14 protein-coding genes are annotated in these 13,972 nt (G+C 69.3%); 3 read left to right on the forward strand and 11 right to left on the reverse strand.

Annotation, left to right across the window (positions count from 1 at the left end; translation table 11 throughout):
* Positions 1-28 precede the first annotated feature (28 nt).
* Complete coding sequence (locus tag ACVCMB_RS11965; protein ID WP_447110597.1) at positions 29-175, forward strand: putative quorum-sensing-regulated virulence factor; 147 nt, start codon at positions 29-31, stop codon at positions 173-175.
* A 134-nt stretch (positions 176-309) separates the two neighbouring features.
* The gene (locus tag ACVCMB_RS11970) at positions 310-927 is read left to right on the forward strand and encodes a 2OG-Fe(II) oxygenase (RefSeq protein WP_447107041.1); all 618 of its coding nucleotides are present in this window, start codon (positions 310-312) and stop codon (positions 925-927) included.
* A gap of 181 nt (positions 928-1,108) precedes the next feature.
* On the opposite strand, the gene ACVCMB_RS11975 is transcribed toward ACVCMB_RS11970, so the two are convergent.
* The 4 genes from ACVCMB_RS11975 to ACVCMB_RS11990 form a co-directional block, all read right to left on the reverse strand.
* Positions 1,109-4,480: a GH92 family glycosyl hydrolase gene (locus ACVCMB_RS11975; RefSeq protein ID WP_447107042.1), complete on the reverse strand. Its 3,372-nt coding sequence runs from the start codon at positions 4,478-4,480 to the stop codon at positions 1,109-1,111.
* Positions 4,481-4,505: 25 nt separating this feature from the next.
* Positions 4,506-5,525, reverse strand: coding sequence for a YheT family hydrolase (locus tag ACVCMB_RS11980; RefSeq protein WP_395120731.1), 1,020 nt, complete (start codon positions 5,523-5,525; stop codon positions 4,506-4,508).
* Positions 5,522-6,322: a lysophospholipid acyltransferase family protein gene (locus tag ACVCMB_RS11985; RefSeq protein WP_395120732.1), complete on the reverse strand. Its 801-nt coding sequence runs from the start codon at positions 6,320-6,322 to the stop codon at positions 5,522-5,524. Before ACVCMB_RS11985 ends, ACVCMB_RS11980 begins: the two co-directional genes overlap by 4 nt.
* A gap of 72 nt (positions 6,323-6,394) precedes the next feature.
* Positions 6,395-6,871, reverse strand: coding sequence for an Lrp/AsnC family transcriptional regulator (locus ACVCMB_RS11990; RefSeq protein ID WP_395120733.1), 477 nt, complete (start codon positions 6,869-6,871; stop codon positions 6,395-6,397).
* Positions 6,872-7,008: 137 nt separating this feature from the next.
* Between ACVCMB_RS11990 and phhA the strand changes: the two genes are divergently transcribed.
* Entirely contained in the window at positions 7,009-7,902 is an 894-nt protein-coding gene (gene phhA, locus ACVCMB_RS11995) for a phenylalanine 4-monooxygenase (protein ID WP_447107043.1), read from the forward strand.
* 266 nt (positions 7,903-8,168) lie between these two features.
* On the opposite strand, the gene ACVCMB_RS12000 is transcribed toward phhA, so the two are convergent.
* The 7 genes from ACVCMB_RS12000 to ACVCMB_RS12030 all read right to left on the reverse strand — a co-directional run bounded on the left by ACVCMB_RS12000 (position 8,169) and on the right by ACVCMB_RS12030 (position 13,758).
* Complete coding sequence (locus ACVCMB_RS12000) at positions 8,169-8,903, reverse strand: RES family NAD+ phosphorylase (protein ID WP_447107044.1); 735 nt, start codon at positions 8,901-8,903, stop codon at positions 8,169-8,171.
* 146 nt (positions 8,904-9,049) lie between these two features.
* Positions 9,050-9,454 (reverse strand): MbcA/ParS/Xre antitoxin family protein, encoded by a 405-nt coding sequence (locus tag ACVCMB_RS12005; protein WP_447097719.1) that lies wholly within the window; start codon positions 9,452-9,454, stop codon positions 9,050-9,052.
* Positions 9,455-9,533: 79 nt separating this feature from the next.
* Entirely contained in the window at positions 9,534-11,336 is a 1,803-nt protein-coding gene (locus ACVCMB_RS12010) for a DUF885 domain-containing protein (protein WP_447107166.1), read from the reverse strand.
* 109 nt (positions 11,337-11,445) lie between these two features.
* Entirely contained in the window at positions 11,446-12,150 is a 705-nt protein-coding gene (locus ACVCMB_RS12015) for a helix-turn-helix transcriptional regulator (RefSeq protein WP_136256680.1), read from the reverse strand.
* Positions 12,151-12,245: 95 nt separating this feature from the next.
* A complete protein-coding gene (locus ACVCMB_RS12020) occupies positions 12,246-12,875 on the reverse strand; it encodes a glutathione S-transferase family protein (protein ID WP_447107045.1) in 630 nt (209 codons plus the stop codon).
* A 36-nt stretch (positions 12,876-12,911) separates the two neighbouring features.
* Entirely contained in the window at positions 12,912-13,139 is a 228-nt protein-coding gene (locus ACVCMB_RS12025; protein ID WP_447107046.1) for a hypothetical protein, read from the reverse strand.
* Positions 13,140-13,149: 10 nt separating this feature from the next.
* Positions 13,150-13,758: a DJ-1/PfpI family protein gene (locus ACVCMB_RS12030; RefSeq protein WP_447097716.1), complete on the reverse strand. Its 609-nt coding sequence runs from the start codon at positions 13,756-13,758 to the stop codon at positions 13,150-13,152.
* Between the last annotated feature and the right edge of the window lie 214 nt (positions 13,759-13,972).

Genomic DNA, 13,972 nt, shown 5'->3' on the forward strand with positions numbered 1-13,972 from the left:
GAGGGCGACGACACGGGGCGCGGGCCGGCTGCTCGCCGACCTGCCGGCCTGGTTCGCGCGCGAGGGGTTTCCGCCGGGGCAATGGGGGCGGTTGCTGGCGCTGGCGCTGGCGCTGGAGATCGACCACAACGGCCTGGCGGGTCCGCTCGATCCGTTGCGACGGCCGCCGCGCTGAGGACGTTTCGACTTATGCTGCCGGCGCCGCACGGCTGACGGGACCGACCCACCGGCATCTCCGCGGCAACCTTTCCGCGCCGGCCACGACGGGCCTGCACCGGATCGGCAACGTCGTGCATCCCGAGGCGCTCGATGAATTCCGGCAACTCCTCATTCCACGCCGCGGCGGACGCGCTGGCGAGCGACGGCTGGTGCGTCGTGCACGACCTGCTGGAGCCGGCGCAGATCCGCGCGCTGGCGGCCGAGTGCGCGGCGTTGCATGACGCCGGACAGCTGCAGCCTGCAGGCACCGGCATCGGGCAGCTCGATGCGACGCGGCGCGGCGACCGCACGCGCTGGTTCGCCGAAGGCGCGATGAGCGTGCCGCAGCAGGCCTTCGCCGATCGCATCGACGTGTTGCGCGGCGTGCTCAACCGCGAGCTGATGCTGGGCCTGGTCGAGTACGAAGCGCACTACGCGGTATATCGGCCGGGCGCGCGCTATGCGCGTCATCGCGACCGCCTGCGCCACAGCGACGCGCGGGTGGTGTCGGCGGTGTTCTATCTCAACGAGGATTGGCGGGAGGTCGACGGCGGGGCACTGCGGCTGTACCTGGCCGATGGTTCCTCGCGCGACATCCTTCCGCAGGCGGGCACCCTGCTGCTGTTCCTGTCGGCGCAGTTCGAGCACGAGGTGCTGCCTGCCAGCCGCGACCGCATGAGCATTGCGTGCTGGATGCGCCAGCGCAGCCTTGCCGCCACCAACCCGTAGGAGCCCGCTCGCGGGCGATGCTCTTCGGGATGACCAGACAGTCGTCTGTTGAAGCCGGGATTGGCAAGAGCATCGCCCGCGAGCGGACTCCTACGGGCGGTGCGCGGTTCCGTGGGGCGGACACTGTCCGCCGCCTTTCGTCACGAACGCGGAAGGCAACGGCCGGCAGGCAGTGCCCCGCCTACGGGGTGGGTCCGAGCAGTTCGATTTCGGCGAGGGCGCGGGGCGATGCGTCCGGTGCCGCGTCGAAGTGCAGCCGGTAGTGCGCGTACTCGCCCGGCGCCGGCACGGCGAACGCCCGGGTCTGCCGCGGCCAGGCGAAGCGTTGCTGTTGGCGGGTATCCAGCGTGCGCCAGTGGTGGCCGTCGACGGAAGCCTGCAGCTGCCAGCCCGACGGCGCGGCGGCCCTGGCCGCCGAGGTCAGGGTGAGCAGGGCGACCCGGCGCGGCGCGGCATAGTGCCAGGCGATCGTGGTCGACGTTGCGGGCAACACGGCCTCGCTGGCGGAGTCGTTGTCGAACAACGCGGGCAGGCCGGCGATGGTCGGCGTGCTGCTGGTGGCGGCACCGGGCTCGCGCAACGGCTGCGGCCGGCCGTGGGTGGTCAGCGACGGCGGCGTTGCGGCCTCGTCGCTGGCCCAGCGTGAGGGCGTCGGTCCCATGAGGAATTCGAGCGTGGCGCCCTGCGCAAGCAGCGCGTGCGGCAGGGTCAGCTTGTTCCATGGCTGGCCGTTGACGCGCAGGCCCTGCACGTAGCGGTTGGTGTCGCTCACCGCCGGCGCATCGATCACGATGTGCCTGCCGTTCTCCAGCGCAATGTCCATGTGCGGGAAGTACGGCGCGCCGATCACGTATGCCGGCGTGCCCATGCGCAGCGGATAGAAGCCGGCGGCGCTGAACAGGTACCACGCGGACATCTCGCCGTTGTCCTCGTCGCCGGGATAGCCCTGGCCGATCTCGCTGCCGACGTAGAGACGGCTGAGCACGTCGCGCACCTTGTCCTGCGTCTTCCACGGCTGGCCGGCAACGTCGTACATGTAGATGATGTGGTGCGAGGGCTGGTTGCTGTGGCCGTACTGGCCCATGCGCACGTCGCGCGCCTCCAGCATCTCGTGAATCGGCTCGTCGTAGCTGCCGACGTGGAAGTTGCCCGGCGTGGCGAAGAACGCATCGAGCTTGGCCGCGAGTCCGGCGCGACCGCCATACAGCGAGGCGAGGCCGGCGCCGTCCTGGGGTGTGTGGAAGGCCATGTTCCAGGCGTTGGTCTCGGTGTAGTCGCCGCCCCAGCGCAGCGGGTCGAAATGCTTCGCGTCGTCGCGCCACTTGCCCTTCGCGTCGCGGCCGACGAAGAAGCCGACGGCGGGATCGAACAGGTTGACGTAGCCCAGCGCGCGCTGGTGGAAGTACGCCGCGTCGTCGGCGTAGTGCGCGGCGTACGGGTCGTCCGCAGCCGGCGCGGCCGCCAGCGCGGCGGCGAGATTGCCGATCGCGAAGTCGTTGATGTAGCCGTCCATCGACCAGGACAGCCCTTCGTCGACGGCGGTGTCGGTGTAGCCGTTGAAGATCGAGCGCTGCAGCCCCTTGCGGCCGGTGCCCGCGAGCGGGCTGACCACGGTCGCGTCCTTCAGCGCGGACTGGTAGAACGCGCGCACGTCGAAGTGGCGCACGCCCTTCAGCCAGGCGTCGGCAAACGCGACGTCGGCGCTGGTGCCGACCATCAGGTCGGCGTAGCCAGGCGACGACCAGCGCGCGATCCAGCCGCCGTCGCGGTACTGCTGCACGAAGCCGTCGATCATCTCGCCGGCTTGCGTCGGCGCGAGCAGCACGTAGGCCGGCCACGCGGTGCGATAAGTGTCCCAGAAGCCGTTGTTGACGTACGGCTTGCCGTCGACGATGCGCGCGCCGGTTCGCGTCGGCGTGTCCTTGCCGGTCGGCGCGGAGAACGGGCTGGCGTATTGCCAGTGCGGTTGCGCGGCGCTGCCGGTGTTCTCGTAGGCCTCGTTCGGATACAGGAACAGGCGGTAGAGGTTGGAGTACAGCGTGGTCAGCTCGTCGGCGCTGGCGCCGTTCACCTTGATGGTGCCGAGCTGCTGGTCCCATTGCCGCTGCGCCCGCTCGAGTACGTCGTCGAAACTGTCGCCCGGTGCGATCTCCAGCGCCAGGTTGCGCCGCGCCTGTTCCAGGCTGATCAGCGAGGTGGCGATGCGCAGGTTCAGCACTTTCGTCTGCGTGGTGTCGAAGCCGAACCAGGCGGCGACATGATCGCGGCCCTCGCCGCGGAGCCGGCCGCTCTCGCGCACCGGCTGGTCGACTTCACCATGGAAGAACAGCCGGATGGCGCCGGCGGACAACCGGCTCTTCACGTCGGACCAGCCGCTGAAGCTGCGTGTCGCCGGGTCGAGCACGATGCCGCCGTGGTCGTCGCGGTTGTCGAACACCAGCTGCGAGCGGTCCCCGGTGAAGGTGAAGCGGAACATCGCGGCGTGGTCGGTCGGCGCGATCTCGGTGACGATGCCGACGTCGAAGGCGACGCGGTAGGCATGCGCGTGCGCGGTCTCGTTCGCGTGGCTGAAGCTCAACGCGCGCGTCGCGCGGTTCGCGCTGGGCGCGCCGCGGGCGACCGCCGCCGGCATCAGCTGGAAGGTCTGCCGGTCGCCCATCCACGGGCTCGGCTCGTGCGACAGCGCGAACGCCTCCAGCCGCGGGCGGTTGTCGGCGCCGTTGCGCTGCTGGTACTGGTACATCCAGTTCGAACCGGCGTCGGTCACCGGCGTCCAGAAATTGAAACCGTGCGGCACGGCCACCGCGGGGAAGTTGTTGCCGCGCGAGAAGCGGCCGTTGGAATTCGTGCCGCGGCGGGTGTCGACGAAGTCGCTCGGGCGCCGGCGCGTGTCGGTCGGTGCGGGGCCGATACGCAGATCATCCAGATAGCCCTCGAAGCTGGCGGCCGGACCGTCATGCGCCAGCACGATGCGCTTGATCGTGCGACCGGCGGCCACCGCGCCGACGTCGACCGCCAGGTAGTTCCACTGATCCGGGTACAGCACGCGGCCCTCGCCCTGCGCACGCGCCGACGCGCCGAGGCGGTGCTGGTCGCGCGCGCCGCGGCCGGACAGCCGGCTGCCGTCGTCGAACAGCAGGTCCACCGCCACGTAATTGGCCGGGTTGCGCAGGTCGCCCGCGTTGGACACGGGAAACAGCAGGTAGGACAGCTGCGTGTCCGCATGTACCGGCAGGTTCACCGCGTACAGCGCGACCTGCTGTTGTCCGCCCGCCTCGCCGCGGTAGCGCAGCGAATGCAGGCCGCTGAAGCCGACGCCCGGCTTGGCGGTGAGTGCCGCCGCCTGACCGGGACCACCGGCGACGGCGATGTTGAAGCGCGGGTCGGGCGCGCCCGCCAGCGGTGCCGGTTCGGCCGGTTCGAACGAGCGCAGGAAGATCGTGGCCGCGGGCGTCGCCGCCGGCGCCAGCCCGCCCGGCAGGACGGCCAGCCACAGGGCGAGGCGCACGCCGCGCATCGCGTGCCGGCGGATCGTGTCGCGTGCTCGCCGCATGTCGCCCCCTTGCGCCGCCAGGTTCTCAGCCGATCGGCGACGTGCCGTCGGCCAGTGCGTTGAAGCGCGCCGCGATGTAGTCGTCGGTGTAGCTGACCATGTCGCCGCCGCGGATGAAGCCACAGTGGCCGCCGAAGTCGGCGATATCCAGCTCGACGTTGGGCGGCAGGCGCAGCTGCTCGAAGCTGTTGACCGGGATCACCGGATCGTCTTTCGCGGTGAGGATGGTGGCCGGGACCTGCATCGCCAGCATCGCGTCGCCGGCCACCGAATAGCCGTCCAGATATTGCTGCAGCGACTTGAAGTCCGTATGCCGCAGCACCAGCGCCTCGGTGAGCCCGCGCAGGTGCTTCTTCAACTCCGACATCTCGAAATACTGGTGCTGCGGAAACGCCTTCTGCTTGAGCAGCAGCGAGTGCCGCCACTTGCGCATGAAGTACGCCTGATAGATCCACGGCGCCGTTTCCTCCAGCGAAAACAGGCCCACCGCCGGATCGATGATCGGGCACACCGCCAGCGCGTAACTGAGCGGAATACCCACGCGCGAAGTCTGCATCGCCGCGCGCAGGGCGAAGTTGCCGCCCAGCGAGAAGCCGGCCACCGCCATCGGCCGCGCGCCCCAGCGCGTGGCGATCTCGCCCAGCGCATGCACCACCTCGTCAAGCCGGCAGGAGTGGAACAGCGCCTCGTTGAGGCCGTGGCTGTCGCCGTGGTCGCGGAAGTTGAGCCGGAAGATGTCCCAGCCGTCGGCGAGCAGGCGGCTGCCGGTCTGCAGCACATAAGTGGAATCGACGCTGCCTTCCCAACCATGGAACAGCACGGCCAGGCCGCGCGACTGCGGACGGGTCTTCTGCGCGGTGTAGGCGCCGCTCAGGCGCACGCCGCCGCCGCCGTCGAGCACCACCGGCTCGGCGCCCTGCAGCACGGTCTTCGCCGCACGCGGCAGCAGCAGGCGGCGCACGCCGCTGGAAGACAGCATGGTCTGGACATGGCCGCTGCGCAGGGGCCAGGGCGGGCGGAAATCCTTGCCCCGGGGCAGCGTCATGCAGAGCGGTCCGCCAGTGCGGCGGCGATGCGTTCGCGCGATTGCTCGGCCATGCGCCGGCGGCCCTCCGCGCTGGCCGGCACGGTGCCCAGGAAATGCACCTCGGCATCCATCGGCGGCTCGCCCAGCAGGCGCACGAAGTTGGCCAGGAAACTCTCGTGCTCGCGGAAGCCGGCGTCGATCACGCGGCGGCCGTCGCGGGCGAAGCGCAGCGCCACCGGCTGCACCGGCACGTCGGCTTCCAGCGCGGCCTGGAAGATACGCGCGTGGAACACCCTGAGCACGCCGTTGTAGCCGCTGCCGCCTTCGGGGAACACCGCCACCGAGCGCCCCGCGCGCAGGCGCTCGACCATCACCGCCATCACCGCAGCCAGCGAATGGTTGTTGCCGCGCCGGTGGAAGATGGTGCCGCCGTTGGCCGCCAGCCAGCCGACCAGCGGCCAGCCGGCGATCTCCGCCTTGGCCACGAAGCAGGCGGCGCGCTGGCTGTGCAGCAGCTCGATGTCGATCCACGAGGTGTGATTGGCGACGAACAGCACCGGATCGGGCAGCGGCTGGCCCACACGCACCGCACGCAAGCCGAAGATGCGCATCAGGCCGAGCGACCACCAGCGCACCAGCCGGTGCGGGAACGGCTCGCGGCCGTCGCGCATCACGCGATGGCCGTTCCAGCTCATCACCAGCCCGGCCAGCAGGACCGCCAGCACGGCATGCACCAGCAACAGCGGCACCCGCCACAGGTAACGCAGCGGGCGCAGCAGGTCGCGGTCGGCGGAAGTGGCGGTGTCGAGGCTCATCAACGAGTTAGTTTAACGTTAGTCGGCGGCCGTGCGCCCATGCCGGCGCTGAACGGACTCGCCGCCTGCACCTCAGCGCTGCAGATGCTGCAGCGGCAGCGAGGGCGAGCGCTTCACCGTGCGCAGCACGAAGCTGGAATTGACGTCGGCCACGCCGCTGGCGTTCAGCAGATGATCGAGCAGGAAGCGCGAGAAATCGGCCAGGTCGGCGACGTAGACGTGCAGCAGGTAATCCATGTCGCCGGTCAGCGCGTGGCAGGCGACGACCTCGTGCCAGCCGTTGACCCGTTCCACGAAACGCTCCACCGCGGCGTGTTCGTGCTTGGCCAGTTGCACCCGCACGAACGCCTGCAGCCCCAGGCCCACCGCCTGCGGATCGACCTGGGCGGCGTAGCCGGTGATGATCTGCGCCGATTCCAGCCGCTGCAGCCGGCGCAGGCAGGCCGAGGGCGACAGGTTGACCCGTTCGGCCAGCTCGGCATTGCTGATGCGACCTTCACCCTGCAGCACGGCGAGGATGCGCAGGTCGGTGCGGTCCAGCGTGGCCATGGCAAGATTCTCCGGTGTTTGGCGTGATGCGAGCAAGAATAGTGCAAGCTGTGCCCGGTATCCGGCAACAAAACAAGCTTCGTGCCCGCGATTGGGCCTAAGCTGGCGCTTCGAACCCGCTGTCTCCGGAGACCGCCATGGAAACCCCCGCGCCGCGCAAGATCGAACACCAGCAGACCGATCGCGGCTACGTGCCGGTCTACGCCACCGGCGTGGTCGAACAGCCGTGGGCCAGCTACAGCAGGACCGACCACGAGGTGTGGGACACCTTGTTCAGGCGCCAGCGCGAGCTGCTGCCCGGGCGCGCCTGCCGCGAGTTCATGGAAGGCGTGGAGCGCTTCGGCCTGGGCGACGGCGGCATCCCGAAGTTCAGCGAGGTCAACCAGGTGCTCGGCGCCGCCACCGGCTGGCAGCTGGTGGCGGTGGAAGGCCTGCTGCCGGACGAGGTGTTCTTCGACCACCTGGCCAACCGGCGCTTCCCGGTCAGCTGGTGGATTCGCAAGCCCGACCAGCTCGACTACCTCAGCGAACCGGACCTGTTCCACGACCTGTTCGGCCACGTGCCACTGCTGCTCAACCCGGTGTTCGCCGACTACATGCAGGCCTACGGCCGCGGCGGCATGAAGGCGTTCGCGATCGGGCCCGAGGCGCTGATGAACCTCACCCGGCTGTACTGGTACACGGTGGAGTTCGGCCTGATGAACACGCCCGAGGGCATGCGCATCTACGGCGCCGGCATCGTCAGCTCCAAGGGCGAGTCGATCTACTGCCTCGATTCGCCCTCGCCCAACCGCATCGGCTTCGGCCTGGAGCGCGTGATGAGCACGCGCTACCGCATCGACACCTACCAGCAGACCTACTTCGTGATCGACGACTTCGCGCAGCTGTTCGAGGCGACCCGGCCGGACTTCACGCCGATCTACGCCCGGCTGCACGACCAGCCGGCGCACGCCGCCGGCGACGTGCTGGACGGCGACCATGTGTTCACTCGTGGTGACCGGAAGGGCTGGGCAACCAACGCGGACACCTGAGCTCCCAACAAGGAGTCTCGACAGGCCTCCGTCGTTCCTGCGAAAGCAGAAGCGCTTTTCAACAATCCGAAGGACTGGTCAATCCAGCGCCTCGATGGCCGATCCGCAAGGCACGGGAGCCCGGCTTTCGCCGGGATGACGAGCCGTCGCGAGTCAATCGTGCGCGGCGGGTTTGCCGTGCGCCTCCACCCACGGCTTGAGCCGCTCGATCCACAGCGCGTAGCCGCGCCGGTTCAGGCACAGCAGCAGTATCGCGGCGATCCTGTTCACGGTGCACTGCCGTCAGCGGGGTTCGACCTTGCCGTGCCGACCGCCTGCGGCCGGCTCAGCTCCGAGACTTCCAGCACCTGCGCGATGCGCGAGCCGTCCCAGCGATAGACCAGGTGCTGCGACTGCACGCAGGGCGCGACCACGTCGGGCTGGAACGCGGCCAGGCATTCGCCGCCCGGGTGGCGGGCGCTGTCGTAGACGATGCCGTTGGAGCCGTCGTCGCGCAGCGTGCGCGCCAGCTTGACGCTGGCCACATAGGCATCCGGATCGTGCTCGGCCTTCCAGCCGCCGCGGATGTCGTGCAGGCGGCTGTCCACGCTGGTGCGGTAGCAGCGCATCTGGATGCTGCACGGCGGCTCGGCGGTGGCGGCGAGGAAGCGCTCGCGGTGGTACACGGTTTCCTCCACCGCGGTGGCCACGCTGTGCGCGGCGTAGAACACGCCCCACGTGCCGTCGGAGAAACGGCTGCCCTCCAGGTTGAGATGAGTGAACGCGGCCATCACCGGGGTGGAGCCGGGGCCGCTGATGCGGTGCTCCTTCGGCACCAGCTTCAGCGCATCGGCTTCCTCGCGCAGGCGCGGATTGGTCAGCGCCTCGACCGCGAACAGCGCGTCGATGTCGGCCGGGGCGGCGATGCGGTCGTACACGCCGACCGGCGGAAAGCGGCTGGGCACGATGCGGAAGGCGTGGCTCCAGCGGATGCGTTTGACGGGTGGCAACGAGGGCGGCATCGGTTTTCCGTGGACAGGCATCAACCCCGCAGGAGCGCGCTTGTGCGCGATGCTTTTGTTTCAGGCCCAACGCGAAGAGCATCACGCACAAGTGCGCTCCTGCGGGGGTATCGCAGCGTCGCGGATGGATGTATCGCGGGCTGCGATCAGCCGCGCTGCGCGTCCAGGTACTGGCGCACCACGTACAGGTCGGCGACGTTGCCCGACAGCATGCGTTCGAGCGCGGAGTGGCCGCCGAACAGCGGGGCCGCGTTCGGCTTGTGCAGCCAGGCGTCGGCCTGGGCCGGGTCGGGAAACAGGATCTGCAGCGACTTCCAGATGCCGAGCAGGTAGCTGATGCGTTCGAGCGTGTCGCGGCCCGGGCTGCCGCCCTGCTCGCGCTTCCACTTGTAGAAGGTGGATTCGGGCGGGTCGCCGAGCAGGCGGCGCTGCTCGGCCGTGCGCAGCTGCCATGCCTCGGCGAGGCGGAAGAAGCCGCGCAAGGCGGGTGGTCCCAGGGTATCGGCGGGCGGCGCGTAACGCGGCGAGGCTTCGGCGAGGCGGGCTGTCATGGCGGTGACTCTCCCTGTGAAGTACGCCTTGATGCTACTACATCCGTGAAGTCCCCTGTCCAGTCCGCCCGGACCGCGTTCAGGCGCCGTCGCCGGTGCCCTTCGCCTTGGCGCAGTCGCAGCCGAAATCCGGTTCCGGGCCGCCGTCGGCGATGAAGTGGTCGATGCGCTTCTCCAGCACCGGCAGCGGCACCGAGCCGGTGGACAGCACGGTATCGTGGAAGTGGCGGAGGTCGAACTTTGCGCCCAGCGCCTGTTCCGCCTTTTCGCGCAGCTCGCGGATCTTCAGGTAGCCGAGCTCGTAGGACAGCGCCTGGCCGGGCCAGCTGATGTAGCGGTCGACCTCGTTGGCGATCTCGCGGTCGGACAGCGCGGTATTGCCGGTCAGGTAGTCGATCGCCTGCTGCCGCGTCCAGCCCAGGTGGTGGATGCCGGTATCGACCACCAGCCGGCACGCGCGCCACATCTGGTAAGTGAGGAAGCCGAACTTCTCGTAGGGCGTCTTGTAGATGCCCATCTCGTTGCCGAGGTATTCCGAATACAGGCCCCAGCCCTCGCCATAGGCGGAAATGTAGCCATTGCGGCGGAATGCCGGCTGGTCATGCCGCTCCTCGGCCAGCTCCAGTTGCAGCGCGTGGCCCGGATACGACTCGTGCAGGGTCAGCGCCGGCATGTTGTACAGCGGCCGCGAGGGCAGATCGTAGGTATTGACCAGGTAGGCGTCGGCGCCGCCGCGGCCGGAGGTGTAGTACGGCGCGATGTCGGCCGGCACCGGCACGATGGCGAAGCGCGAACGCGGCAGGTGGCCGAAGAACTTGGCCATCTGGCCGTCCACTTCCTTGGCCACCCACGCGCTCTTGTCGAGCAGCTCCTGCGGGGTCTTGGCGTAGAACCGCGGATCGCTGCGCAGGAAGGCCAGGAACGCGGGGAAGTCGCCCTTGAATCCGGTGTCCTTCATCACCTCCAGCATCTGCGCGTGGATCTTCGCCACCTGCTCCAGGCCGATCTTGTGGATCGCGTCGGGGCTGAGGTCGAGCGTGGTGTACTCGCGGATCTGCTGGCGGTAGAACGCCTTGCCGTCGGGCAGCGCCTCGGCCGCCAGCGTGGTGCGCGCCTGCGGCACGTACTCGTCGCGGAAGAATTTCAGCAGCTTGGCATAGGCCGGGATCACGTCGTCGCGGATGTGCTGCAGCGCTTGGCCCTGCAGCGCCTGCGCCTGGTCGGCGGGGATCGTGGCGGGCAGCTGCTTGAACGGCTTGTAGAAGCTGCTCTGCGTGGGGTCTTTCAGATCCGCCACCGCCGCGATGGAGACGTCGCGGCCCTTGAGCACTTCGCGCGGCACGCTGAAGCCGCGTTTCAGGCCGAGGCGCATGTTGGCGATCTGCTGGTCGAAATAGGCCGGGATCTGGTCCAGCCGGTCGAGGTACTTGCGGTAGTCGTCGACACTGCGCAGGCGGTCGCCGCCGAGCTCGTAGCCGATGTCCGACCAGAACGCGGAGTCGCTGTTGAACGGCATCTGCCAGGCCTTGAACTTCTGGTCGGCCAGCAGGTTGCCGATCTGCGCGTGGTAGACCTCGAAGTTGACCCGATTGCCCGGCGACAGCTGCGCCACGTCGATCGCGTCGAGCTGCGTCATCACGCGCTGCCAGTATTCCAGCCGCCGCTCCTGGCTGGCCGCGCCGACGTCATCGAGCCGGCCGCTGTCGCCGGCGTCCGCATTGCCGGGGTGGCCGCTGCGCCACGCCCATTCGGTGGTGTAGATGCGCTTGAACTGCGCATCCGCGCTGCCCGTGGCGGCGGCCGGCGCCGCCGTCGCCGACGCCATGGCGCACGCGCCGAACACCAGTGCCAGTGCGGCGAAGCGGGTGATCCTGGAGGTCATCTTCAACACGGGGCTCCTTGGCGGGCAATCGGCAGGCGGAGCGCGGCGCGATCCGGCGAACCCGTCAAGCCTAACGCGCTGGCCGCGGCTTGAACACGGCGAACCGCGTTCAGCGCAGCGCGAGCTGGTCCACGCCCACCGCACGCAGGTAGGCGGCCAGGCCGCGCTCGGCGACGTCGGCGAACACTTCGCCGGTGGGCGTGCCGGTGCCGATGCGGTCGGGGCGGAAATTGCGGAAATCCCCGCGCAACCGGCACCACGCGCCCAGCGTCCACTTGCCGCCCCAGAACGACAGGCACAGCGGCTCGACCTCGCGCACGCTGGATTGCCCGGCCTCGTCGCGATAGTCCAGCCGCAGCACCTGGTTGCCGACGATGGCCGCGTGCAACTGGTCGATCAGCGCGGCGAAATCCTCGCGGTACTGGTCGCGCCAGACCGGGGCGAAGATGCGCGTGCTGCCGGCGCGCTCGCGCAGGTCCGGCGGCAATACTGCCTCGATCTTCAACAGCGCCGCCCGCGCGCTCTCGGCCAGGCGCACGCCGGCGAAGGCCTGCACGAAGCGCGAACCGACCACCAGGGCCTCGAGCTCGTCGGCGTTGAACATCAGCGGCGGGATGTCCGAACCCTTGCGCAGCATGTAGCCGACGCCGGCCTCGCCCTCGATCGGCACGCCGGACAATTGCAGGTCGGCCACGTCCCGGTACACCGTGCGCAGCGACACGCCCAGGGTCTGCGCCAGCGCGCGGGCCTGCAGCGCGGTGCGCCGACCGCGCAGCGCATGGATGATGAGGAACAGGCGATCGGCACGGCGCATGCGTACATGATTACCGAGCCGGCGCGCGCCGGCCAGCGTCGGAGGTCACGGTCGCGGCGGCGCGAGCGCGGTGCCATCGTGGCCGTACCGGCGGATCACGCCGACTGCGCCGCCACCAGCGCGGCATCGGCGGCGGCGGCACGCTGCATCGCCGGGCGCGCCAGCACGCGGTCGATGTAGGCGCGGATCACCGGCAGCTCGGGCACCAGCTTGAACGTCACCGTCCAGTTCAGCGCCGTGCCCCACAGCACATCGGCGGCGCTGAAGGTGTCGCCCAGCAGGTACGGGCCGCGTTCGAGCTGGTCGGTCAGCGTCTTCAGCATGGTGTCGTAATCGCCGTAGGGACAGGTGGAGGGCGCGGCGGGTTCGCGCTGCATCGACTTGTCGATCACCGCCGGCTCGAAGCACGAGCCGTAATAGACCAGCCAGCGCAGATACGGCCCGCGCAGCGGGTCGCCGAGCGGCGGCGCCAGCCCGGCTTCGGGGTAGAGATCGGCCAGGTACAGGAACACCGCCGGCTGCTCGGTGACCAGCGCCTCGCCGTGGCGGATCGCCGGCACCTTGCCCATCGGGTTGATCGCCAGGTACTCCGGCTTGCGCGTGTCGCCGGTTTTCAGGTTGAGCGCATGCAGGTCGTAGTCGGCGCCGAGCTCCTCGAGCAGGGCGCGGGTGCCGCCGGAGCGGCTCTGCGGCGCGTGGAAGAAGGTGACGCGTGGGTGATCCATGGAATGGACTCCTTGCCAGGGGGATGATGGTGCGGCTCAGCGATGCTGTCCCGCGGAGGTCCGGCCACCGCGGCGGCCGCCCGAACCAAGCGGGTGGAGAACAAGCTGGAACAACGTGGCCAGCAGGGCACGCCGGGTGCGTGGGGCCGTACCGACGACCGGCGGCGGATCGGCCTTCGGCAACCGGTACTGGCCATCCAGCAGCAAGCCATGCAGATACAGCGGGCGATACGCCCTCTCGATGCGTTGCAGGATCGTGCTCATGTCGCCCTCCTCAGGCCGCCACCGCTTCGCCGACGCACCAGGGCGGAAGTTGCGCGTGCTTGAACAGGCGATACCAGTCGGCGCGGTCGGTGGCGCTGTACAGGTCCAGCGTGTGGATCACCTCGCGGGCGAACTCGATGCAGCCCAGGTGGCTGGCGCTGATCACGCCGTCGTCGCTGACCGCCAGCACCTCGGCGTCGAACTGCTCCGTGCCGCGATAGCCCGGCACCTGCGCGGCCAGCTGGCCGGCCCAGTTGCCGGTGTGCCGGCGCTGGTCGAGCAATCCGCTGCGGGCCAGCGCCAGCACGCCGCTGTCGATGCCGGCCACCGGCGCGCCGGCGGCATGCACGCGGCCGATCAGCTCCACCGCCGCATGCCCTTCGTCGCGCAGCCACAAATGGCCGCCGGGCACGATCAGCAACGCCGCCCGCGCCAGCTCGACCTCTTCCAGGGCGAGGTCGGGCTTCACCGCCAGGCCGCCCATCGAGGTCACCATGGCCCGCGAGAAACCCACGGTGCGCACCTCCCAGTCGCCGGGGCGACGGATCTCGCACAGTGCCAGCGCCGCCTGCCAGTCGGCAAAACCGTCGAACACCACGAAATAGACCGTGTCGCGCATGTCGTATCCCTCCGTCTTGGAGGTACAGCTTGGCGACCCCCTGCTGCCAACGTGTTGTCAGCAGGCCGGGAATAGGGAATAGGGAATAGGGAATCGGAAAAACATCGCCCGCAGCAGCTGAGGAGCAGGAAGCTTCGAGCTTGGCGAGTCCAGCTCTTCCTATTCCCTATTCCCTATTCCCGATTCCCAGCTCCTCACAAATGCGACAATAAGC

The organism is Rhodanobacter sp. UC4443_H10, from assembly GCF_052978325.1.

Coding starts and splice junctions, on each gene's coding strand:
- ACVCMB_RS11970 (WP_447107041.1), top strand. CDS start 310: ATGAATTCCGGCAACTCCTCATTCCACGCCGCGGCGGACGCGCTGGCG.
- ACVCMB_RS11975 (WP_447107042.1), bottom strand. CDS start 4,480: ATGCGGCGAGCACGCGACACGATCCGCCGGCACGCGATGCGCGGCGTG.
- ACVCMB_RS11980 (WP_395120731.1), bottom strand. CDS start 5,525: ATGACGCTGCCCCGGGGCAAGGATTTCCGCCCGCCCTGGCCCCTGCGC.
- ACVCMB_RS11985 (WP_395120732.1), bottom strand. CDS start 6,322: ATGAGCCTCGACACCGCCACTTCCGCCGACCGCGACCTGCTGCGCCCG.
- ACVCMB_RS11990 (WP_395120733.1), bottom strand. CDS start 6,871: ATGGCCACGCTGGACCGCACCGACCTGCGCATCCTCGCCGTGCTGCAG.
- phhA (WP_447107043.1), top strand. CDS start 7,009: ATGGAAACCCCCGCGCCGCGCAAGATCGAACACCAGCAGACCGATCGC.
- ACVCMB_RS12000 (WP_447107044.1), bottom strand. CDS start 8,903: ATGCCGCCCTCGTTGCCACCCGTCAAACGCATCCGCTGGAGCCACGCC.
- ACVCMB_RS12005 (WP_447097719.1), bottom strand. CDS start 9,454: ATGACAGCCCGCCTCGCCGAAGCCTCGCCGCGTTACGCGCCGCCCGCC.
- ACVCMB_RS12010 (WP_447107166.1), bottom strand. CDS start 11,336: ATGACCTCCAGGATCACCCGCTTCGCCGCACTGGCACTGGTGTTCGGC.
- ACVCMB_RS12015 (WP_136256680.1), bottom strand. CDS start 12,150: ATGCGCCGTGCCGATCGCCTGTTCCTCATCATCCATGCGCTGCGCGGT.
- ACVCMB_RS12020 (WP_447107045.1), bottom strand. CDS start 12,875: ATGGATCACCCACGCGTCACCTTCTTCCACGCGCCGCAGAGCCGCTCC.
- ACVCMB_RS12025 (WP_447107046.1), bottom strand. CDS start 13,139: ATGAGCACGATCCTGCAACGCATCGAGAGGGCGTATCGCCCGCTGTAT.
- ACVCMB_RS12030 (WP_447097716.1), bottom strand. CDS start 13,758: ATGCGCGACACGGTCTATTTCGTGGTGTTCGACGGTTTTGCCGACTGG.